The sequence below is a fragment of the Rhizobium sp. AN80A genome (genome assembly GCF_030053015.1).
Taxonomy (GTDB): Bacteria; Pseudomonadota; Alphaproteobacteria; order Rhizobiales; family Rhizobiaceae; genus Rhizobium; species Rhizobium metallidurans.
Genome location: NZ_JASJPX010000001.1, coordinates 1,044,777 through 1,070,335 on the forward strand (window position 1 = coordinate 1,044,777; position 25,559 = coordinate 1,070,335).

Genomic DNA, 25,559 nt, shown 5'->3' on the forward strand with positions numbered 1-25,559 from the left:
GGTCTAGTCTGGAACTCAGGACAACAGAAAACGCAACTACATCAATTTTCTTTCCGTCCGTTTAATCTGCGACCACAGCTTATTGCCCCGCCGTGAGGTCGCCCCGCTGCCGCACTCGCTGCGAGATGCCGCGCCGGTGTCGCCACGACCTGCCTCATTGTCCCCGCAACGCGCTCCAGAGGCGATCGCTTTGCTCACCATAGATGTTCGCCTCGGCCAGCATCTGGCTGGAGAACAGCGCACCCGGGCCAAGATCGGCCCGCCGGTCCCTGACATGGTCGAGAACCGTCCCCGTCTGCAGGTCGATGCGCAGCGTGTCGCTGACCGTACCGTCACGCGATGTGCCCCATATGCGGATGTCGACCGAGACGGCGCCGACGGGTGGGCGTCCGATGATCATGCCGCCGCGCGTAACCGTCATCCAGTCCGGCAACGCGCGGCCATCCGACAGCGTCACGCTGAAGCTCGTCTTGTCCGTCTGGCTACCATAGGCGGGCAGGATGTAGAGGAAGTTCTCGTTGAAGATCGTATCGACCGTGAACCAGGTGTTATCTTCCCCTATTCCGGCGATGTGTATGTTCGACCCTCCCTTGAAGAAGCCGATGTTGATGTCGTCGAGACGGCGCCCGCTTTCGATCCACTCGGAGATCTGGCGCACGGCATCGAGCACGGCGCCGTGGCGCGGCAGAGAACCGATACCATTCAAGGGCTGCGCGGCGTTGACGACCGCGTCGATCGGGCCGTCGGCCGTGATATCGTCCGATATGGCGCCGAGGTCTTCCATGATCTCCTTCGACGCACCACCAACCTCCGTGTCGTCGGCAAAGACCGGCGCACCCGGATCGTTCGGATCGACGGGGAACACGACCGGCGGGTCCCTCTCGAGCGGCGGGCGTTCACCCGGCGGCGGTTCCGGCGGCTCCGTCGGCGGCACCGCGGCGCCCACGGCTATCGCGACGGTGTAGGTCGACGTGGCATCGCCGTCGGACACCGTGAACGTGAAGCTGTCGGCTCCTTCATAGCCGGCCGCCGGCGTGTAAGTGTAGCTTCCATCCGGATTGACGGTCACGACGCCATGGGCTGGGGCGGATCCCAGCTGATAGGTGATCGGCGATCCCTCGACATCGAAGGCCGGCGGCAACGTGCCGGTGACCGTCTGGTCGCGTCCGACCGCGATCGCGGTGCCGGACCCGACAGGCGCGTCGTTGACGGCGGTGACGGTGACGAATACGCGATAGACGACCGTCGCCCTGCCATCGCTCACCGAATAGCTGAACTGATCGGTGCCGTTGAAGTTGCCGTTCGGCGTGAAGCTATACCGTCCGTCGGCCGTGATCGTGACGACGCCATGCGCAGGCCCGGCCGCGACCGCGTAGCTCAGCGGATCGCCATCCGGATCGGTGGCGACGGGCAGTGTACCGGTCGCCGTGGTATCCTCGGCAACCGTCAACGTCGTATCGCTGCCGACAGGAGCGCCGTTCGCCGCGCCGACGGACACCGTCACGGTATAGACCGAGGTCGCCGTGCCGTCGGAGACCGTATAGGTGAACTGGTCGGTGCCGCTGAACCCGCTGTCCGGCTGGTAGGTGTAGTTTCCGTTCGGATCGATCGTGACCGTGCCGTGGACGGGGTTGGCGCCCAGGCCATAGGTGACCGGCGAATTCTCCACGTCGAAGGCCGGCGGCAGGGTGCCGGTCGCGACCGTTCCTTCCTGCACCGAAATCGACGTATCCGAGCCGACCGGCGCATCGTTGACGGCGGTGACGGTGATGCTCACGCGATAGACGTTGGTAACCGTGCCGTCGCTGACCGAGTAGCTGAAGCCATCGGTCCCGTTGAAGTTGCCGTTGGGGGTATAGCTGTAGGTCCCATCGGCGTTGATCGTGACCGTGCCGTTGCCGGCGGCGGCGGCCAGGCCATAGGTGATGGTGTCGCCATCGGCGTCGGAGGCCGTCGGCAGCCGTCCGGAAAACGTCGTGTCCTCGGCGAGCGAGATCGCTGTATCCGAACCGACGGGCGCGTCGTTGACGGGTGCCACAGTGACGAACACACGGTAGATCACCGTCGCCCGGCCATCGCTGACCGAGTAGCTGAACTGGTCGGCGCCGTTGAAATTGCGGTCGGGCGTGAAGGTATATTGCCCGTCCGCCGAAACGGTCACGACGCCATGCGCCGGTCCCGAGGCAAGGCCGTAGGTCAGCGCGTCGCCATCCGCGTCGGTCGCGACCGGCAGTTGGCCCGCGAACGGCGTATCCTCCGAAACCGTCAGCGTCGTGTCCTGACCTGAGGGCGCGCTGTTGACGGCACCGACGGAGACCGTGACGGTGTAGATCGATACCGCCGTTCCGTCCGAGACGGTGTAGGTGAACTGATCGCTGCCGCTGAAGCCGCTGTTGGGCCGATAGGAGTAGCTGCCGTCGGCTCTGATCACCACGGTTCCGTTTGCGGCCTGCGCACCCAGTCCGTAGGTGACCGGGCTTCCTTCTATATCGTAGGCCGGTGGCAGATTGCCGGTCGCGACCGCTCCCTGCTGCGCCGAAATCGACGTATCGGACCCGATCGGCGCATCGTTGACGGCGCTGACGTTGACCGAGACGCGATAGACATTGGTCGCCGTTCCGTCGCTCACGGAATAGCTGAAGCTGTCGGTGCCGTTGAAGTTGCTGTCGGGGATGTAGCTGTAGGTCCCGTTGGCATTGATGCTGACCGTCCCGTGGCTTGCCGCGCCGGCGAGAGCGTAGGTGACGGGATCGCCATCGGGATCGACGGCCGGCGGAAGCTGGCCTGAGAAGGCCGTATCCTCGGCAAGCGAGATGGCCGTATCCGCACCGATCGGCGCGTCGTTCACGCCCTGAACGTCGATGGTCACGGTATAGGTCACCGTCACGGTTCCATCGAACAAGGTGTAGGTGAACTGGTCCGGCCCGGCATAGTTTGCCTGCGGCACGTAGCTGAAGGTGCCGTCGGGATTGACGGTGACGGCCCCATGGGCCGCCGGCGTGCCGAGGCCGTAGACGATGGTATCGCCATCCGCGTCGGAGGCTGATGGAAGCGAGCCGGTAAAGCTCGTATCCTCGGAGATGCTGATTGCCAGATCCGAGCCCGTCGGCGCATCGTTTTCAGCCCCGACATTCACCGTCACGGTGTAGACGGACAGCACAGTGCCATCGGACACCGCGTAGGTGAAGGTATCAGTCCCAGAGAAATTGGCGGCGGGGACGTATGTATAGCGGCCGTCGGAGAGCACGGTGGCCACGCCATGGCTCGGACCGTTCTGCAGCAGATAGGTCAGCGGATCGCCATCGACATCCACCGCGCGCGGCAGCGTTCCCGACGCGGTGCCGTCTTCGTCGACGGCGATCGAGACGTTGCTGCCAACCGGCGCATCGTTGACCGCGGTCACCGTGATCGCGACCGTGTAGGTCGAGACCGCCTGGCCGTCGGTCACCTGGTAGGTGAAGCTGTCGGCACCGTTATAGTCGGCTGCCGGCACGTATCGGTAGGTTCCGTCGGGATTGACGGTCACCGAGCCATGCATCGGCTGGGTGCCGACGGCATAGCGAACCGGATCGCCGTCCACATCACTGGCGGCCGGCAACACACCGTCGAAGGGCACGTCCTCGGATACCGTGATTGCGGTGTTCGATCCGACTGGGGCGTCGTTCACAGGCGTCACGGTGATCGAGACCGTATAGGTCGACTGATCGATGCCGTCGGAGACCGTGTAGGTGAAGCTGTCCGTGCCGTTGTAGTTGGCATTCGGCCGATAGCTGTAGGTGCCGTCAGCGTTGACGGTGACGGTGCCATGCGCGGCAGGCGCACCCAGCCCATAGGTGAGCGCGTCTCCGTCAGGATCCGTCGCGAGTGGCAGCCTCCCGCTGGCGAGGCTGTCTTCGGCGACTGTAATCGCGGCGTTGGAACCGCTCGGCGGATCATTGACCGCCCCCACGGTGACATTGACCACGTAGATCGTGGAAGCGGTGCCATCCGATACGCTGAAGCTGAAACTGTCGGAGCCGTTGTAGCCGGGTGCCGGCGTGTAGCTGTAGCTGCCGTTGGTACCGATGACCACGGTGCCGTTGGACGCCTGCGTGGCGAGCCCGTAGGTGATCGGGTCGCCATCGGCGTCGGAAGCCGGGGGCAACTGGCCGGTAACCGTTTCGTCCTCCTCGGTAGAGATCGAGGTTCCCGAGCTCACGGGTGCGTCGTTGACCGCAGTCACGGTGATCGAGACAGTATAGGTCGAGGTCGCCTGACCATCGGAGACGGTGTAGGTGAAACTGTCGGCACCATTATAGTTCGCGGTCGGCACGTAGCTGTAGGTGCCGTCAGGGTTGACCGTCACCGTGCCATGCGCCGCCTGGACGCCAAGCCCGTAGGTCAGGTTGGCGCTATCCACGTCGGTCGCCACCGGCAACCGGCCGTTCAGCGTCTGGTCCTCGACCGCCGTCGCCGTCGCATCCGAACCGACGGGCGCATCGTTGACCGGTGTGACGGTCACCGCGATCGTCACGGTCGTGACACCGCCCTGTCCATCGCTGATGCTGATGTCGAAACTGTCGCTGCCGTTGAAATCGGTGTTCGGCGAGTAGAGGTAGCGTCCGGAGGCATCGATGACGGCAGTGCCGTTGCGTGGACCCGTGGCGATCGCATAGGTCAGCGGATCGCCATCCGCATCGGTAGCGGCCACCACGCCCGAAACCGGGACGTCTTCCCGCGTCTGGATCATTGAACCGGTCGCGACAGGGGCATCATTGACGGGCGCGAGAATGATCGTCGCCCGGTCGGTATCGGTCTGTACGCCACCGGCGCCGCTATTGCCGCCGTCGCTGGTGACCATGGTCAGCGTCACCGGCGCATTGGAATTCGAGAGCGGATGATAGGCCGGGGCCGATGCACCGGCGAGGTAGGCATTGATATCCGTGAGCGTGCCGGTCAGCGCTATCGAGCCCGAACCATTGCCGGTCACGACCACGTTGCCGCCGGCCGCCGCCGTCAGCGTACCCGCGTCGACCGAAAGCGTCACCGTCATCGGGCCTGATCCGGCATCGACGTCGGAGATCGACAGGCCGGCAAGTGGCAGCGCCGTATCCTCGGTGCCATTGAAGGTCGCCGGCAGGCCGTTGACCGGCGCATCGTTGACGCCCGTCACGGTGCCGTTGACCGTGCCCTGCACACTCAAGGCTCCGTCGGAAACCGTGTAGGTGAAGCTGGCATTGCCGGCGAAATCGGGTGCCGCCGCGAATGTCAGCGTGCCGTCGGAATTCAGCGTCACCGTCCCGGATGCGAGGGTAACACTGCCGCCGACGCTGATCGGCTGACCGTTGATCTGCGTTATGCTCAGCGCATCGCCATCGGGGTCGCTGTCATTCGCCAAGACCGCGATGACCACCTGGCCATCCTCCGCGACGGTGAAGCTGTCGTTGACGACGACGGGCGCGTCGTTGACCGGATTGATGGTTATCGTGACGGTCGCCGTGTCGGTGCCGCCATTACCGTCATCGATGCGATACACGAAGCTGTCGGTGCCGTTGAACCCTGCGGTCGGCGTATAGGTGAAGGTGCCGTCGGGATTGAGGACGAGTGCGCCACGCGCGGTACCCGTCACCAGGGTCACGGTGAGCGGATCATTGTCGGGGTCGGTATCCGGGCCATTGACGTTGGCATCAAGAACGGAGCCGGTCAGCTGACCACCTTCGTCCATCGTGAAGAGATCGTTGACCGCATCCGGCACCGGGTTGGTCACCGTCCAGGCGAAGGTTCGAACGGCTTCGCCGCCGAGTCCGTCTCTTGCGGTGATCGTGACGTTATAGACCGCGCTGCCGGTCGCGCCGGAGGCGTCCGGGAGGATATTACCCGTGATCTCGCCGGTCTGGGTGTTGTAGCCGAGGCCCGGCGGCAATCCGGTGATATCGAAGGTCAGCGGATCGCCGTCGACATCGGTGAACTCAGCACCGAGAGGCAGCACGATCGCGGCGCCATCGAGGCTTGCCTGTGGTGGCAATGTCGGTGCGTTCGGCGCGTCGTTGAGCCCGGTGATGGTAACCGTCAGGGTCGCGGTGGAGACGCCGCCATTGCCATCGGAGATCGTGTAGCTCACCGATGTCGTCGCGGTAGCACCGGCTGCCAGACCGTCGAAATCGGTGCCGGGGTCGAACGTATAGGAGCCGTCGGCGGAAATCACGAAGCTCCCGCCGCCCTGGCCGGGGACCACGGTGCCGACATTGCCGGCGGCCGCGCCGACGCCGACGACGGTCAGCGTGTCGCCATCCGGATCACTGTCGGCACCCGGCCCGCCGACGATCACGTTGCCGGAGATCGCGGTGTTCTCGGTGGTCGCGGCGGTATCGTCGACGGCCACAGGCGGATCGTTGACCGCGCCGACCGTGATCGTGATCGTTGCCGTGGCGGTGGCGCCGCCGGGGTCGCGGACGATAACGACAAAGCTGTCCGTGCCGTTGAAATCCGGATTCGGGGTGTAGCTGTAGGTGCCGTCGGGGTTGACGACGGCGGTCCCGCCGGAAGCGGCGGTCTGAAGGCCGTAGACCAGCGTCGCCGGCGCGTCGTCGATGTCGGTGGCCACGATCCGGCCGGTCGCCGTGCCGTCTTCGTTGATCGAGACCGCGACATCCTGCAGAACCGGCGCATCGTTGACCGGGTTGACGGTCACGCTCACCGTGTGCGTGACGACGGCGGTGCCGTCCGAGATCGTGTAGGTGAAGCTGTCGCTACCGTTGAAGTCCGCTGCCGGCGTGTAGACGTAGGCGCCGGTCGGATCGATGGTGACGCTGCCATTGGCCGGCTGACTGCCGACCGCATAGGTCAGCGGATCGCCGTCCACGTCGGTCGCCGCCGGCAACTGGCCGCTGAAGGCGGTATCCTCGGCGGTCGAGATCGCGATATCGGAACCGACAGGAAGATCGTTGACCCCCGATACCGTTACCGTGAAGGTCGCGGTCGACGTGCCGCCCTGGCCGTCGGAGATGGTGTAGGTGACGCTGGTCGTGCGCTGTTCGCCGGCCTTCAGATTGTCGAAATCCGCGCCCGGCACGAAGGTGTAGCTGCCATCGGTGCCGATGACGAAACGCCCGCCCGACGACCCCGCGATCGACGCACCGACATTGCCGGCAACGCCGTTGACGGCACTGACGACGAAGGCATCGCCATCCGGATCGCTGTCCGCTCCATTGCCGTTATCGTCGAAAACCGAGCCGGCGATATCGGCATTCTCGCCGGTGCTGGCGGCATCGTCGCGAGCGATGGGCGCCGGGTTCGAGACCGTGATGATGAAGGTCTGGCTCGCGGAGTTCGTGCCGTCGCTGGCGGAAACGGTGACCGAGTAGGCGCCGCCGTTGAACTGCGACGCGTCGCGATCGACCGTTCCGGTGATGATACCCTGCGACGAGATCGACAGACCTGTCGGCAGGCCTGTCGCGATGAAGGTCAGGCTCGGCGTATCGATATCGCTGAAATTGCCTGAGACATCGAGGCGAATGGTCTGCGCGTCCGAGTAGGCCTGATTGGCGATCGGCGTTCCCACGGGCGCATCGTCGACCGGCGTCACCGTAACGGCGATGGTGTAGGTGACCGTCGAGCGGCCATCGGAAACGCTGTAGGTGAAGCTGTCGCTGCCGTTGAAATTGGCCGGCGGCGTGTAGCGATAGCTGCCATCGGCGCTGATCGTGACCACGCCATTCGCGGGCGGCGTGGCGATCGCATAGGTCAGCGCATCGCCGTCGGGATCCGTAGCGACGGGCAGGAAGCCGGTCGCAACCGTATCCTCGGCGGTCTGAATGGTGCCATCCTGGCCGACCGGCGCGTCGTTGACGCCGACGACGGTAACCGACAGCGTCGCGTTCGCCGCGCCGCCAGCACCGTCCGACACCGTATAGCTGACCGAGGTGACCCGTGTTTCACCGGCCTTGAGGCCCTGGAAATCGGCGCCGGGATCGAAACGGTAGCTGCCGTCGGCGTTGATAACGAAGCTGCCGCCGGTGGAGCCGGCAACCGCGGCGCCGGGCGCGCCGCCGCCAACGGCCGAGACGACGAGCACATCGCCATCGGCGTCGGTGTCGTTGCCCAGCACGCCGGGTACGGCGCCGACAATCGCGGTATCTTCGTTCGTTGTCGCCGTGTCGTCGACGGCGACCGGCGCGTCGTTGACAGCTCCGATCGAGATCGTCGCGACCGCGGCCGCGGAGGTCGCGCCGCCGTCGTCGGTCACGGTGATCGAGACGGTGCGGTCGCCCGCCGACGGGTTGTCGCTCCTGTTTTCGTACTGGATGGCGCGCAGCAGGGCGCTCGTCGCCGCGTTGCCCATGGTACCGCCGGCCGCGTTGGTGATGGCGAGCGCGTTGGCGCCGTCGTAGGTGAAGCGGAAGGTCGTGCCGCCGAAGCTGATCGTGCCGCTGCTCGCCGTCCCATAGACGACATCGACCGCGCCGTTCAGGTGGATGATCTCCGAACCCGCATTGGCGAAGCCGCCAAGCGCGACGTTCAGCGACGTGATCCCGTTCTCGACATCGAACACCGAGGCGTCGCCGCTGGCAATCGCAACCGGCACATCGCCCTCGTTGAATGAGACGGCGATATCGACGCCAGCGCCGGCACCGTTGAGATCGACGACGCCGGCATCGTTGACCGACGCCACGGTGATGACGATCGAAGCTTCCGAAAAGCCGCCATTGCCGTCGCTGATACGGTAGGTCAGCGGCACGGTGCCGTTGAAATCGGCCGTCGGGGTGAAGGTCAACGATCCATCGGCGTTGAGGCGGATGACGCCACCCGCAACGGCAACCGTGCCATCGGTGACGATCGGCTGGCCGTCGATCGCCACGACCGTGAGCGGATCACCGTCGGGATCGACATCCACGCCGCCGCCGACCGTGCCAACGCCGGTGATCGGGTTGAAGGTGACGGCGGTGTCTTCGTTGGTCTGAACCGCGTCGTTGGCGGCGATCGGCGCGGGGTTGCTGACGGTGAAGACGAACTGCGTCGAGACCTCGCCGCCCTGGCCGTCATTGGCCGTAACGACGACGGTGTAGGGGCTGCCCGCCGATGCATTGGCATCCAGCGTGCCGCTGATGAGACCGGTCGCGGGGTCGAAGCCGAGGCCGGGCGGCAGGCCATTGACCGAGATCGCCAGCGTGTCGCCATCGACATCGCTGAAGAAGCCCCTGACATCGAAGCTGACGGCCGAGCCATCTGCCTGCGCGCGATCGGGGATCGGGGTCGCCACGGGCGCATCGTTGACGGGATCGACCGTAACCGTCACCGTCGCCGTATCGCTGCCGCCATTGCCGTCGCTGATCGTATAGGTGAAGGAAGCGGTTCCGGCGTAGTTGGCGGCAGGCGTGAAGCGCAGCACCTGCGCGCCGTTGACCAGCACGAGCTGCACCGAGCCGTTGGAGGTCGGCACGGCCGCGCCACCGACGCTCAGGTTGACGCCGTTGACGAGCGTGATGCTCCTGACATCGCCGTCTGTGTCGATATCATTGGCGAGCACGTCGATATCGACTGGCTGGTCCTCCGGCGTTCTTGCCGTGTCGTTCATCGCGTCCGGCGCGATGTTGCGGATAACGTAGGTGAAATCGGATTCGGCGGTGAGGCCGCCGTCATCGGTCGCGATGACCTTGACCACGTAGTTGGAGAGGCCCATCGGGCCGGAGGCGCCGGCGCTGATCTGGCCGCTGATGATACCAGTCACCGGATCGAAGGTCAGGCCCGGAGGCAGGCCCTGAACGTCGTATGTCAGCACGCCGCCCTCGGGATCGGCGAAGTAGCTCGAAATGTCGAAGCTGATCGTGTCGCCGTCGTTGCGTTCCATGTCGGCGATCGGGGTTTCGATGGGCGCGTCATTCTGGGCGCCGACCGTGATCGTCAACACGCCGGTGCTGAGACCCCCCTGGCCGTCGGTGACGCGATAGACCACCGTGTCGATGCCGTTGAAATCTTTTGCAGGCGTGTAGTTCAACGTTCCGTCGCTGTTGACGGTCACCGTGCCGTGGCCGGCCTGCGGCGGGAAATCCGGATCGATCGACAATACGTCGCCATCGGGGTCGGTATCGTTTCCAAGCACGTCGATGTTGAGAAGCGGCACATCCTCGGTGGTGGTCGCGGTATCGTTGACGGCGGTGGGAGCCGGGTTGGTGACGGTGAGGTTGAAGGTTGTCACCAACCTGCCGCCTTGACCGTCTAGCGCCACTACTTCCACCGTATAGATCGGGCCGCCCGACGACGCGTCGGCGGCGATCTTGCCGGTGATAACCCCGTTCGCGTCCATCGACAGACCTGTCGGCAGGCCGGATGCCGTAAAGGTCAGCGTATCGCCGTCGACGTCGCTGAAGAAATCGCTGACGTCGATCGGCTTTCCATCGAGCGACTGGCCATCGGCAAGCGTGACCGCCGGGATGGGTGTTGCCACCGGATTGTCGTTCACGCCGGTGACCGTCACGGTGATGGTCGCCGTATCGCTTTCGCCATCGGCATCCGTCACGCGGTAGGTGACCGACGTCGTGCGAGTCTCGCCGGCGCGAAGATCGGCGAAATCGCTGCCCGGGTTGAAGCTGTAGCCGCCGGTGGCGTTGACTGTGAAGGTTCCGCCGTTCGAACCCGCGACCGGCTGGCCGACACCGCCCGCCTGGCCGTTGATCCGGTCGATGGTCAGGGCGTCGCCATCGGGGTCCGTATCGTTGGTCAGCGCATTGCCGCTACCGCTGCTGTTTTGCCCGACCGACAGGACGTCGCTGAATGCCTTGGGCGGGAAATTGCTGATGATCCAGGTAATCGTGCGCGAGATCGTGCCGCCCTGCCCGTCCGATACGGTGATCGTCGCGACATAGGGTTCGGGACGCGAGGCGTTGTTGGGAAGCGGACCCGAGATCACGCCGGTCGCGGCGTCGATCTGCAGACCGGGCGGGAGATCGGTCGCGGCATAGCTCAGCGTATCGCCGTCGCGATCGGAGAAATAGATGCCGGCGTCGAAGGAGACGGTCTGGCCGTCGCTGTCCATCTGCGCTGGAAGCGGGCCGCTGACATCGGGAGCGTCGTTGACGGCGTTGATCGATATCGTGACGGTTGCCGTCGAGACCCCGCCCTGTCCGTCGGAGATGGTGTAGATGATCGTGTCGGTGCCGTTGAAATCGGCAGCCGGGACGTAGGTGATCGAACCGTTCGCCGTAAAGGTCAGCGTTCCCTGGCCGGCCGAGGCGGCAATCAGGCTGAGCGTATCGCCATCCGGGTCGGTGTCCGCGCCCGAGGCGCCGCTCGCCGTTCCCGCGCCGGTGATGACGTTGAACGTCGCGGACTGATCTTCGTTGATCGCGAGATTGTCGTTGACAGCAGTCGGTCCCGGATTTGTCACCTCGAGCTTGAAGCTCTGTGAGACGGACGCGCCGGTCCCGTTCGGCCCGTCATGCGCCGTCACCGTGATTTGATAGACGCCCGCGGTGCCGCCCTGGCTGGCGTTATGATCGATGGTGCCGAAGATGAGACCGGTCGCCTGGTCGAAGCTCAACCCGGCCGGCAATCCTGTTATCGTGTAGTTCAGCGTATCTCCGTCCGGATCATCGAAGAAATCGGAGACGCGATAGATCAGCTGCTGCCCATCGGCCCGCACGCGATCCGGTATGGGGTTGGTCCCCTCGGGGGCATCGTTCTGCGGAATGATCGTGATCGTCACCGTCGCGGTATCGACGCCGCCGTTTCCATCATCGATCGAGTAGCTGAAGCTTTCCTGACCGCTGTAGTTGGCATTCGGCGTGAAGCGCAGCACCGGCCGATCAGTCGGGCCATCGACCAGTCGAACCGTGCCGTTCGTCGTCGCGACCGCCGGACCGTTCAGTTGCAGCACCACATTGTTGACGCGGATGACCTCGTCATTGTCGCCATCCGGGTCGCCGTCATTGGCAAGCACGTCGATATCGACGGGCGTGTCCTCGTTGGTGGTCGCGAAATCGTCCTGCGCGATCGGCGGCAGGTTGAGGACGGTATAGTTGAAGGTGACCGACGTCGTGCCGCCCTTGCCGTCCGCCGCCGTTACCGTCACCGTATAGACGGCCTCGCCGGTCGGGCCGAGGCTTCCGGCGCAATACGCCCGGAGACCAGACCGGTGGCCGGATCGATGGTCAATCCCGCGGGCAGGCCGCTCGCGGCATAGGTCAGCGGATCGCCGTCGGCATCCGAGAAGAAGGCGGAGATATTGAGACTGTCGGTATCGCCGTCGTTTCTCGTGCGGTCGGCGATAGGCTGGCCGACCGGCGCGTCGTTGACGGCGAGAACGGTGACGGTGACCGTCGCGGTCGCGGTTCCGCCGTTTCCGTCCGAGATCGTATAGGTGATCGTATCGGTACCATTGAAGTTGGCGTTCGGCTGATAGGTGATCTGGCCGCCGGTGCCGAGTGTCACAGTGCCATTTGCTGCGCTGGCCGCTGTGACCGTCAGGGGATCGCCGTCGGGATCGCTGTCCGGCACGCCGCCGCTGGCCGTGCCGTCGAGCACGTTGAAGGTGAGCGGCGTGTCCTCGGTCGCGGTGACGGCATCGTTGACGGCGACCGGCGGCGGGTTGCTGACCGAGAAGGAGAAGCTCTGGCTGGCCGTGCCGCCGCGGCCATCGCTGACGCTGACGGTGACCGTGTAGACGCCGTTGCCGGTCGGACCGCCGACACTCGCCTGGCGATCGATCGTTCCCGTCACCACGCCGGCCGCGTTGATCGACAGGCCGACCGGCAGGCCGCTTGAGGAATAGGTCAGGGTATCGTTGTCGGCATCAGAGAAGAAGCCGGAAACATCGAAGCTGACGGCTGCGCCATCGGCGCCCGAGCGGGCCGGAAGCGGCGTGCCGACCGGCGCATCGTTGACGCTCGCGACATTGACCGTGACCGTATACTCGTTGCTGCCGCCCTTGCCGTCACTGACGACATAGGTGAACCGATCCGTGCCGTTGAAATTGGCCGATGGCGTGTAGCTGTAGGTGCCATTTGGGTTGACGACAACGGTGCCATGGGCCGGCGTGGTGCTGCCAGCGGCATAGGTGATCGCATCGCCGTCCACGTCGGTCGCAGCAGGCAGGGTGCTCGAGATCACCCCATCTTCATCGACCGAGACGGTGGTATCGGAGGCAACGGGCGCGTCGTTGACCGGCGTGACTGTCCCATTGACGGTGGCCGTCGCGGTGCCACCATTGCCGTCCGAGATCGTGTAGGTGAAGGATGGGGTGCCGTTGTAATTGGCTGCCGACGTGAAGGTCAGCGTGCCATTCGCATTGAGCCTGACGCTGCCGCCCGTGATGGCCACGGACCCGCCGGACACAATCGCGGTGCCGTTGATCGCGGTCACATTGAGCGCATCGCCATCCACGTCGCTGTCGTTGCCGCGGACATCGAAGGTCACGGCCGTGTCTTCAAGCGTGGTGAAGCTGTCGTTGACGGCAACCGGTGCGTCGTTCACCGGCGTCACGCTGCCGCTGACGGTGGCGGTCGCAGTGCCGCCATTGCCGTCGGAGATGGTGTAGGTGAAGCTCGGGCTGCCGTTGAAATTCGCCGTCGGCGTGAAGGTCAGCGTGCCGTTGGCGTTCAGCCGCACCGTGCCGCCGGTAACGGCCACCACCCCGCCGGCCGCGATATTGGCGCCGTTGATCGCGGTCACGGTGAGCGTGTCGCCGTCGACATCGCTGTCATTGCCGAGCACATCGAAAGTGACGGCCGTATCCTCTGGCGTCGTGAAGCTGTCGGCCACAGCGACGGGGATGTCGTTGACCGGCGTTACCGTGCCGCTGACGGTGGCGGTCGCGCTGCCGCCATTGCCGTCGGAGACGGTGTAGGTGAAGCTCGGGCTGCCGTTGAAATTCGCGGTCGGCGTGAAGGTCAGCGTGCCGTTGGCGTTCAAGGTGACGATGCCGCCGGTGATCGCCACGGACCTGCCGGCAGTGATGCCGGTGCCATTGATCTGGGTGATCGTCAGCGCGTCGCCGTCCGGATCGCTGTCGTTATTGAGAACGGCGATGGTGACCGCCTGGTCCTCCGGCGTCGTGAAGCTATCACCTTGCGCCACCGGCGGATCCTGAACGGGATTGACCGTCCCGTTGACGGTTGCCGTCGCCGTGCCGCCGTGGCCGTCGGATATGGTGTAGCTGAAGCTCGGATTGCCGTTGTAATTGGCTGCCGGCGTAAAGGTCAGCGTGCCATCGGCGTTCAACCGGACGCTGCCGCCGGTGACGGCGACCGAGCCGCCGGACGCGATAGTCGAGCCGTTGATCTGGATCACGGCCAGCGCATCGCCATCGACGTCGCCGTCGTTGGTGCGGACATCGAAGGTGACAGCGGTATCCTCGTCGGTCGTGAAGCTGTCGTTGGCGGCGACCGGCGGGTCTTGTACCGGGTTGACGGTGCCGGTGACGGTTGCGCTCGCCGTGCCGCCCTGGCCGTCGGAAATCGTATAGGTGAAGGTCGGTCGGCCGTTGTAATCGGCCGTCGGCGTGAAGGTCAGCCGGCCATCGGCATTGAGCGTGACCACGCCGCCGGTGACGGCAACCGAACCGCCGGCAACGATGGCCGTGCCATTGATCGCCGTGACACCAAGCGTGCCGCCGTCGACATCGCTGTCATTCGCGCGCACGTCGAAGGTGACGGACGTGTCCTCGTTGGTGGTGAAACTATCGGCCACCGCGACCGGGGCATCATTCAGGCCGGTCACCGTCACGGTCACGGTTGCCGTCGAGAAGCCGCCCTGGCCGTCGGTGATCGTGTAGGTCACGGTCGTGACGCGCGTCGCGCCGGCGGCCAGATCGTCGAAGGCAGTGCCGGGATTGAAGGCGTAGGTGCCATCGGCGTTGATCGTGAAGGTGCCGCCATTGGACCCGGCCACGGCCTGACCGACACCAGCGCCGCTGCCGCCGACCGCCGAGACGGAAATCGGATCGCCATCGGGATCGGTATCGACGCCATTGCCATTGTTGACGAAGACGGAGCCCGTCAGCGGAGAGTTCTCGGTTGTCGCCAGATTGTCGGCGGCGGCCACCGGGGGCGGATTGAGAACGGCCCAGGTGAAGCTGCGGTTCGCTGTCGCCCCGCTGCCGTCGGTCGCCGTCACGGTGACGGCATAGGGACCGTTGACGCTGGCGCTGCGGTTGATGGTGCCGGAGATGACACCGGTCGTGGCGTTGATCGTCAGGCCCGAGGGAAGACCGGTCGCGGTGAAGGTCAGCGTGTCGCCGGTATCGGGATCGCTGAAGTTGCCGGCAACGTTGAGCGTCACCGACTGCGCGTCGTTGCCGGTCTGGTTGGCGATCGGCGTGGAGATCGGCGCATCGTTGACACCCGTGACCGTCACCGTGACCGTCGCCGTCGAGAAGCCGCCGCGGCCGTCCGACAGCTGGTAGGTGACGCTGGAGGTGCGGCTCTGGCCGGCCGGAAGATCGGTGAAAGCCGTGCCCGGGTTGAACACCGCGGCACCATTGGCGCCGATCGTGAACGTACCGCCGTTCGAGCCCGTGACCGCAAGCCCGACATTGCCGGCGACGCCGTTGATGGCCGAGACCTGCAGCACGTCGCCATCGACATCGGTGTCGTTGGCAAGCACGTTGAGGCTCGTGCTGACGCCGGCATTGGTTTGGGCGGTATCGTTGACGCCAACAGGCGCGTCGTTGACCGAATTGACGGTGACGCTGACCAGATATTGGACCGTGGCGGTACCGTCGGTAACACTATAGGTGAAGCTGTCGGTGCCGTTGAAATTGGCTGATGGTGTGTAGGTGTAGGTGCCGTTGGGGTTGACCACGACGGTGCCGTGCGACGGCGCGATCGATCCGGCGCCATAGGTCAGGCTATCGCCGTCGACATCGGTCGCGACAGGCAGCGTGCCGGAAAAGGCCGTATCCTCGTTGGTGGTGATCGCCGTATCGGAACCGACGGGCGCGTCATTGACCGGGGCCACTGATATCGTCGCCGTATCGGTATCGGACAAGGCGCCACCGCTGCCGGTATTGCCGTTGTCGTTGGTCACCATCGTGAGCGTCACCGCGCCATTGGCGTTGGCGGCAGGGTTGAACACAGGCCGGGTGCCAGCTGCGGCGAGGAAGCCGTTGATGTTGGAGAGCGTGCCGGTCAGCACCAAGGTGCCCGATCCGGAGCCGCTGACGGTGACACCGGAAGCGCCGGTGGCGGCGAGCGTGCCGGAATTGACGCTGAGCGTCACCCGGATCGCACCGGAGCCGGCGTCGACATCGGTGACCTGCAGGCCGGCCAGCGACAGCGCCGTATCCTCGTTTGTCCCGAAGCTAGCCGGCAGGGTGTTGACCGGCGCATCGTTGACGGCCGTGACGTTGAAGGTGAAGTTGTTCGGGCTCTGGTCTGTATCCTGGCCGCCATTCGCCGTGCCGCCATTGTCGCGGACCTGGAAGGTGAAGGAGGCGAGCGCCGTGCCATTGGCATTGGCCGATGGCGTGAAGGTGAGGTTGCCGAGATTGGCGGCGGAGATCACCTGGCCGGCGGTGACGGCCGTGCCGCCGAGCGAGAGCACACCGTTGGTCGGCAGGGTGGTGATGACGACGGCGGCGAGGCTGTTGGCCGGGCTGTCGTTCGGATCGGTGAAGCCGAAGCTCGCGGCAGAGAAGGTGTAGACGCTGTCCTCGTTGATGGTGACGGTATTGTCGGTGCCGGCGGGCGCATCGTTGACTGATGTAATCGCGATCGTTGCCGTATCGATATCGACGAGCGAGGGGCCGCCGGTATTGCCGTTGTCGTTGGTGGTCATCGTCAGCGTGACGCTGGCGGTGGAATTGGCTGATGGCGTGAAGCTCGGGCGCGTCGCGCCGGCGAGGTAGGCGTTGATATCGGCCAGCGTGCCGGACAGCGTCAGAGCCTGCGATCCGGAGCCGTTCACCGTGACGCCACCGGCGCCAAGCGCCGAGAGCACGCCGGAATTGACCGACAGCGTCACCGTCATCGTACCGGAGCCAGCATCCTGGTCGCTGATCTGCAGGCCAGCGAGGCCGAGAGACGTATCCTCGATCGCGGTGAAGGAGGGCGGCAGCGTGTTGACGGGTGGTGTGTTCACCGAAGCCACGGCGACGCTGACCTGCGCGGTTTCGGTGACCCCGCCAGAGGTGACGGTATAGGTGAAGGTCGTCACGCCGTTATAATCGAGCGTCGGGGTGAAGATCAGCTGGCTGGAGGCGTTCAGCCGCACAGTGCCATTGGCGACAGTGACCGCCGCCCCGCCTGCCGTGATCGCGGTTCCATTGACGGCGGTGATCGCCCGAGCAGGGTTCTCGAAGCTGTCATTGGCGAGCACCGAGATAACCGCCGGGACGTCCTCGTCCGTGGAAACGGAATCATTGGCGATATCGGCAACCGGGGTGATGGTGACAGGGATGGTGCTGGTGGCGTTGAGCGAACCGTCGGAGGTCTGCACCGAAATCTGCGCCGTGCCATTGTAATCGGCAACCGGCGCGTAGCTTGCGCCCGCGAGCGCCGTGTTGATCGCCGCCGTGGTGCCGGTGAAGGTCATCGTCTGATCGGCCGTGCCGTCGCCCGCGCTGAACGACAGGCCCGATATGCCGGACAACGAGAAGGAGCCGTTGGTGACGGTGACGGTCACCGTCAGCGTTCCATTGTCGACATCCGAGACGACGATCGCATTGCCGCCGGAGGACGAGAAGACGATGGAGGTATCTTCCGCCGTCGTCTGTGCCGGCGGCACGGTGTTGACGGGCGCGTCGTTGACAGGGTTGACCACGATCGTCACGGTCGCGGTTTCCGTTACGCCGCCCGAGGTGACCGTATAGGTGAAGCTCGTCGTGCCGTTGAAATTGGCAGCCGGCGTGTAGGTAATCGTGCCATCGGCGGCGAAGGTGACCGTACCCTGGCCTGCAGGGGGCTGCGTGACCGATGTGATCGCCCTGCCCGCATTCTCGAAATTGTCGGCCGAGGCACCGTTCGTGCCGGTGATGGCGTTGAAGGTGAGGGCCGTGTCTTCGTTGGTCGTCAGGTTGTCGGCGACGATATCGGCGACCGGCGTGATTGATATCGCCACCGTGTCGGTGTCGGTCAGGGTGCCATCCGTCGTCTGGATGGTCAGTTGCGCCGCGCCGTTATAATCGGCGGTGGCGGTGTAGGTCAGGCCCGCCAGCGCCGCGTTGATCTGCGCGGCCGTGCCCGACAGCCGGACTGTCGACGTGCCGTTGTTGGCGATCGTCGCCCCGGTTCCCGTCGTCACGTTGGCGATGCCGTTGGTGACGGTAACAGTCGTGGTCAGCGCATCGCCGTCGACATCGGCGACCGACACGCCGGATACGACAAGCGGCGTATCCTCGGCAACGGTCTGCGCGCCCGGAACGGTGTTCACCGGCGCGTCGTTGACCGGCACGATGGTCACGTTGACAGTCGCGGTCTCGGTCACGCCGCCGGAGGTGACCGTATAGGTGAAGCTCGTGCTGCCGTTGACGTTGACCGATGGTGTGAAGGTCAGCGTGCCATCGGCGTTGAGGCGCACCGTGCCGCTGGCGACGTTGACCACGCCGTTTGTGACGATGGCCGAGCCGTTGATCGCCGTGATCGTGTGGCCGGCGTTTTCGAAGCTGTCGTTGGCATCGACGGCGATGACAACCGCCGTGTCCTCGTTGGTCGTGGCCGTATCGTTGGCGATATCGGCGACCGCTGTCACCGAAATGGTCTGCGTGTCCGTGTCGGTCAGCTGCCCGTCGCTGCTGGTCATCGTCAGTGTCACGCTGCCGTTGAAATCGGCGACCGGCGCATAGGTCGGCCGGGCGGTGCTCGCCAGATAGGCGTTGATGCTGGAAAGCGTGCCAGACAGCGTGATAGCGGAGGTGCCCGAGCCGGTGACGGTCACGCCGGAACCGCTCGCGGCCGTCAGCACGCCGGAGCCGACCGACAGCGTCACCGTCGCCGTGCCCGAACCGATGTCCGGGTCGGCCACGGAGAGGCCGGTCAGCGACAGCGTTCCGTCCTCGCCCACAGTCCAGCCGCCCGTGGGCAGCGTGTTGACCGGCGCGTCGTTGACGGGCGTGACCGCGACTGTCGTCACGGCCGTGTTCGATGACGCCGCACCGTCGGATACGGTGACGTTGATCGATCGGGTCACCGCACCCGGATCGTCGGAGGTCGAGGCATAGCGGATCTGGCCGAGCGCCGTCTGGTAGGCGGCCTTGGTCGCCGAACCGGTCAAGGTGAGCGTAAAGGTCGAGGCGTTGTAACTGGCGGTGATGCCAGATGGCAGCGTGCCGGTGACCGCCAGCACGTCACCCGCCTGCCCATTCGAAATGATGATCGTCGCCGATGCCATGTTGGCGTTGTCGACGTCGGCAACGAGAACGCCGGTGTTGACGATGGCGACGCCGGCCGCGTTCTCGGTGTAGCTGGTCGCGTAGCCGGTGCCTGCCGCCGATGTATCGAGGTCGAGCGTCGGCGCGTCGTTGACGGCGATGACGGTGATGGTCGCCGTATCCACGTCGGTCAGCGCGCCGCCCGAACCGGTGTTGCCGCCGTCATTGGTCGTCATCGTCAGCGTGACCGCGCCATTGAAGTCGGCCACCGGCGTGTAGACCGGTCGCGCCGTGCTGGCGAGATAGGCGTTGATGCTGGCAAGCGTGCCCGACAGCGTCAGCGACGAGGTGCCGGAGCCGCTGATCGTCACACCCGATCCGGATACGGCGGTCAGCTGTCCGGAATTGACCCCGAGCACGACGGTCATCGTGCCGCTACCGGCATCGACATCCGAGATCGCAAGCCCGGTCAGCGCGAGCGCCGTATCCTCGTTGACCGACCAGCCGCCCGCCGGCAGCGTGTTGACTGGCGCGTCGTTGACGGGATCGATGGTGATGGTGCGCGTGTCGACATCGGTGAGCGCGCCGCCGGAGCCAGTATTGCCACCATCATTGGTCGTCATCGTCAGCGTCACCGAACCGCTGGCATTGGCGGCCGGATTGAATTGCGGAGCGGCGGCGGACGCGAGATAGGCGTTGATCGCCGAAAGCGTGCCCGACAGGGTGAGCGAGGTCGATCCCGATCCGGAGACCGTGACACCGGCGCCCGAGCTCGCCGAGACCGTGCCACCCGAAACGGCGAGCGTTACCGTCATCGTGCCGGTGCCGGCATCGACGTCGGAGATCGACAGGCCGGAGAGCGCTATCGCGGTATCCTCGCTGGTGCTCCAGCCGGATGCCGGCAGGCTGTTGACCGGCGCATCGTTGACGGCGCTGACATTGACCGTGACGGTCGCCGTCTCGGTGACGCCGCCCGAGGTGACCGTGTAGGTGAAGGTCGTCTGCCCATTGAAGTTGGCGGCTGGCGTATAGACCAGCGTCCCGTCCGCGGCGAAGGTGACGCTGCCCTGTCCGGCCGGCGGCTGCGTGACCGACGTGACGGCGCGGCCGGGGTCCTTGAAGGTATCGGCCGTTGCGCCGTTCGTCCCAGTGATGACGTTGAAGGTGATTGCCGTGTCTTCCGCGGTCGCTACCGTATCCGGCGTGATATCGGCCACCGGCGTAACCGTGATCGCGACATTGTCCGTGTCGGTCAGCGAACCGTCGGACGTGGAAACGACGAGCGTGTCCGAGCCGTTATAGTCGGCGCGGCCGGTGTAGCGCAGCGAGGCGAGCACGCTGTTGACCTGCGCGAGCGTGCCCGAGACAGTGACCGATGCGGTTCCGTTCCCCGTCACGGTTCCCGCGATGACCGACGGCGACAGCGTACCATTCGCGACCGACAGCGTGACCGTGACCGAGCCGCTGTCGACGTCGCTCACGGAAATGCCGGAGATCGCGGTCTGCACGTCCTCATTCAGCGTGACTGACGTCGGCACCGTATTCACCGGCGCGTCATTGACGGCGATGACGTTGACGATGGCGACCGCGACGTTCGAATTGGCGGCGCCGTCATTGACCGTGACGTTGATGCTGCGCGGTGTGGTGGACGGATTTTCCGAGCTCGACAGGAAGCGGATCTGCTGCAGCGCCGTCTCGTAGCTGGCGCGCTGGGCCGAACCCGTGAGCGTCAGGGTGAAGGTCGCGGCGTTGTAGCTCGCGGTGATGCCTGAGGGCAGCGTGCCTGCCACGGCCAGAATGTCGCCAGCCTGACCGTTGGTGATGACCGCCGACAGCGAGGCCATGTTGGCGCTGTCGATGTCGGTGATCACGCCATCCGTATCGGCAATCGCAACGCCGGGGTCGTTTTCGGTGTAGGTCGCGGTGAAGCCGGTGCCGGCACCCGATGCGTCGAGATCGAGGATCGGCGCATCATTGACGGGCGTGATGTTGATCACCGCCGTGTCGGTATCGGTCAGCGGGCCGCCGGTGCCGAAATTGCCGAGGTCGCTGGTCGTCATCGTCACGGTGACGCTGCCATTGGCGTCGGCCACCGGCACATAGACGGGCGCCGCACTCGATGCCAGGTAGGCGTTGAGATTGGCCAGTGTGCCCGTTAGCACCAGCGTGCCGGTACCCGAACCGGAAACGGTGACGGAACCGCCGGCCGTGGCCGTCAGCACGCCTGTCGGCACCTGCAGCCGGACGGTCATCGAGCCCGTTCCGGCATCCGGGTCCGTGATCGACAGGCCGGTCAGCGCGACGCTGGTGTCTTCGTTGGTCGTCCAGCTCACCGGTAGCGTATTGACCGGCGCGTCGTTGACGGCGGTGATCGAAACGGCGGTGACGGCGGTGTTGGAATTGGCGGCGCCGTCATTGACGGTAACGCTGATGTTGCGCGATGCGGCGGCGCCGTTCAGCGTCGGATTGTCCGAGCTGGATGTATAAAGTAACTGACGCAGGGCGGTCTCGTAAGCGGCCTTGGTTGCCGAACCCGACAGCGTCAGGGTGAAGGTCGTTGCGTTGTAGCTGGCGGTGATCCCCGATGGCAGGGTGCCGGTGACCGTGAGGAGGTCGCCCGCCTGGCCATTGGTGATCACGATCGCGGCCGAGGCCATGTTGGCATTGTCGACGTCGATGACGCTGCTGTTGGTGTTGGAGATTGCGACGCCGGTGGCATTTTCCGTGTAACCGACCGAATAGCCGGTTCCGGTCGTCGAGCCGTCGAGATCCAGAACAGGCGCGTCGTTGACCGGGTTGATGATGATATTGCGCGTATCGACATCGGTGAGCGCGCCGCCCGTGCCGGTGTTGCCGTTGTCGTTGGTCGTCATGGTCAGTACGACGGTGCCGTTGGCATCGGCGACGGGAACGTAGACGGGGGCGGACGCCGAGGCGAGATAGGCGTTGATATTGGCGAGCGTACCTGTCAGCACCACGGTGCCGGTTCCCGACCCAGAAACGCCGACGCTGCCGCCGGCCGTCGCCGTGATCGTGCCGGAGGCGACGCTCAGCGTCACCGTCATCGAGCCAGTACCGGCGTCGAGGTCGGTGACCGAGAGGCCCGTCAGCGCCAGGCTGGTATCCTCGTTCGTCGTCCAGCTGGCCGGCAGGTTGTTGACCGGCGCATCGTTGACCGCGACCACCGAGATGGTGGAGGTCGCGACGGCCGACGACAGGCCGCCATCGTTGACCGTGACATTGACGACGCGCGGCGTCGTGCTCGGATTGTCGCCGGTGTTGGAGAAGGTGATGGCCTTGATCGCCGCGGCATAACTCGCCTTGGTGGCCGAGCCCGTCAGCGTGACGGTGACCTGCCCGGCGACCGTCGTATCGACCGATCCGGTGATGCCGCTCGGCAGCGTTCCGACCGTGAGTACGTCGCCGGCCTGCGCGTTGGTGAGCACGATTGTCGCCGAGCGCATGTTGGTGCTGTCGAGATCGCGCACGTCGGTCGCGGTGCTGCCAATCGACACGCCGGCACCGTTTTCCGTGTAGGTCGTCGTGTAGTTGACGCCGGCAACGGTATCGACATTGCGCAAGGCGCTGACATTGTCGATGAAGATATCATCCGTGCTCGGCGTCAGAAGGCCGCCGGCCGCGGAATAGCTGAAGACAAGATCGCCGGTTGCGACCACCGTCGATGGCAGGTTGATGGTGACCGCGGTGCGGCCCCAGGCGGTGGTGCCGGCGGCCGATGCGGCGACGGTGGACGGCGTTCCGGATGCGCCGTTGAAATAGGTGATGGTCGCGGTGTTCGGCGTGCCGTTGAGCGTGCCGGTCGTGATACGCGCATAAAGCACGCCGCCGATCGTGACGTCGAGCGTCGCCGGGGTATTGTTGTCGTTGGAGATGCCGAGCAGCAGGTTGTTGCTCCAACCCACATCGAAGGTCAGCTGTGCCGCGCCCGATGGCGCGAGACCGTCGGTCCAGCCGGAGACGTTCGCCTGGGTGAGCGTGCCGGTGCCGCCATTGAGCGTCCATGCAAACCCGTCATTCGCTGTCGCGCCCGTGCCGCCGATCGTCCAGCCGGTGGTGCCCGGCGTGCCGCCATTGGTGATGATCTGCGTCGGCGTCGTACCGGAATTGAGGTCGACGACGGGCGGCTGGGCATAGTAGCCGAAGTCGGCCGCGAGGTTGGTGGCGCCGATCGTGGCGAGCGTGACCGCCTGTGTCGTGCTTGCCGTCGTCAGCGTCGCCGTGCCAAGCACACCGTTCGCGTCGGTGACGCGCACGATGTACTGGCCGGGGAGAACGCCGGTGAACAAATAATTGCCGTTGGCGTCGGTCGTATCCGTCGCCAGAATGCGTTCGCCGGTGCTTACCAGGCCATCACCGTTGACGTCGTCGATCAGCTGGACAGTGACACCGCCGATACCGCCATCGCCGGTGTTGAAGGTTCCGCTCTTGTCGACGTCGTTGAAGATCTTGTCGCCGATTGTCCCGGTCGGCGGCGTCCAGCGCGCGGCGTCCGAGATACCGGTGAGCGCGGTCGTGCCGTTGGTGGTGATGGTAACGGCCGAGCCAATGGCGGCGCCGGTTGTCGGGTTGATCTGGCGGATATCGGTGCCGACGAGATAGGTGTTGCCGTTGATATCGCCGCCGCCCTGTGCGCCGGTGCTGCCTCCGACGTTGGTGAAGCTGTCGATGATCGCCCCGTTCGCCAGGTTGTAACGGGTAATCGTCGAAGCGTTGATACTGAGCAGCGCGTTGCTTGTTGCATCGATTGCGAAATCGCCCCAGTCGTTCGCTGTCGTGATCTGCGCGCCGAACGCCGTCGCGCCCGCCATCGTGCGACCATTGTTGCTGAAAGTAATTCGGTAGATCTGGTCATTGCTGCCGGTAATGTTTTCGACGCCGAGATAGAGGCCGCCGTTGAAAAAGGTCGCGGCGCCGCCGCCGACACCGGTCGTGCCCGTGACAATATTGGTCGTAGCGCCCGTGGTCAGATCGGAATCGACCAGGATGTGGGTGTTGTTGATGTAATCGTAGGCGAACAGCGCCTTGTTGGCCGGATCGGTCGAGCTATCGACATAGTAGATCAAGCCGTTCGTCTGGTCGGCGGCCAGCGAGTTGATCGTGTTTGACACCGTGATGCCGCCGACGGAGGTCGGAACCGTCGTGATCATCGTCGCCTTGCCGGTCAGGACATCGACGCTGTAGATCGACCGACCGGCAGACACCAGTAACGCGCCATTGCCGTTGGAGGTCGCGACATTCAGCGTTTCGGCGAAATCCGCCTGGCTCCTCTCCGTGCCGATCACATCGGAAGCGATATCGCCATCGCGGTATTCGAGATCCCAATTGCCGCCGAGCGCGGCACTCCCCGTCGGGTCCGTCGAGGCGGCAATGTCGGCGCCGGTGAGATAGCCGAGCATCTTGACGGCATTCGTGCCCCCATCGCCCTCGGCGAAATTGCAGCCGTAGACAAGAATGTCGGCATCATCGGAAAGCGAATCGCGAAGCGATGTCAGATCGGCGGCGTAGTCGGTCGCCATCGTCGTGGCCGTCAGCGACGCGGAGCCGAGCTGCAGGAAACCCTCCTTGCCGTGCGATATGATGTGGATCGCTTCGACATCCTGCATGGACGAAAGCGTATCGGCCAGTTCGCGAACGCCGTTCTCGTTCGCATCGACCACCACGACCTTGAAATTGTCGCCAAGGTCTTTGACCAGCGCCTCGTAGTCGGGCACTGAGGAATCGATCACCACCACCTGGCGCGGTTGCGAAACGGCGGATGTCGCGGGGCCCTCGGGTGGCGCCGAAGCGGCCTGGCGTTCGGCGAGCGCGGCGACAAGCGCATCGCGGCCGTCACTCGTGGTGTCGCGCTGAACAGCGTCCGCCCCGCTACGATCCGTTTGATCCTGCTGGCTTTTTTCCTGGGATTTTTCCACGGTCGCAGCGCCGGCTGCGTCGAATGCGATGCGTTGTTCCAACTCCATCAACATCGAGCCGTATGTCGGCTTGGCATTCCTACCCCGCATCTTTTTGACGCGGTCAGGGGCGGGGCGAACGTAGCGTTCGTTCATGGGGTTTCCTCCACGACAGATCGTTTCGTTGACCGGGTGCCCAATTACCCGGCGCGTGTCTATTGCTGTTCAGTCATCCTCGCGACCGGCTCCCAAGACCGGTATTTTCAACCGTAGTGAGCAGAGAATTAACAATTCCCTAATTTTCCGCATCAGGAATTAGCCTGTACTAAATCAACCATTGCAGGAGCAGTCAGCCGTATCCGTTCGAC

The 25,559-nt window shown here is 65.0% G+C and carries 2 protein-coding genes; both read right to left on the reverse strand.

Annotation, left to right across the window (positions count from 1 at the left end):
* Positions 1 to 154 precede the first annotated feature (154 nt).
* Complete coding sequence (locus P3R82_RS04880) at positions 155 to 12,046, reverse strand: Ig-like domain-containing protein (RefSeq protein WP_283193222.1); 11,892 nt, start codon at positions 12,044 to 12,046, stop codon at positions 155 to 157.
* Entirely contained in the window at positions 12,043 to 25,347 is a 13,305-nt protein-coding gene (locus P3R82_RS04885) for a tandem-95 repeat protein (RefSeq protein WP_283193223.1), read from the reverse strand. Before P3R82_RS04885 ends, P3R82_RS04880 begins: the two co-directional genes overlap by 4 nt.
* Positions 25,348 to 25,559: the final 212 nt, after the last annotated feature.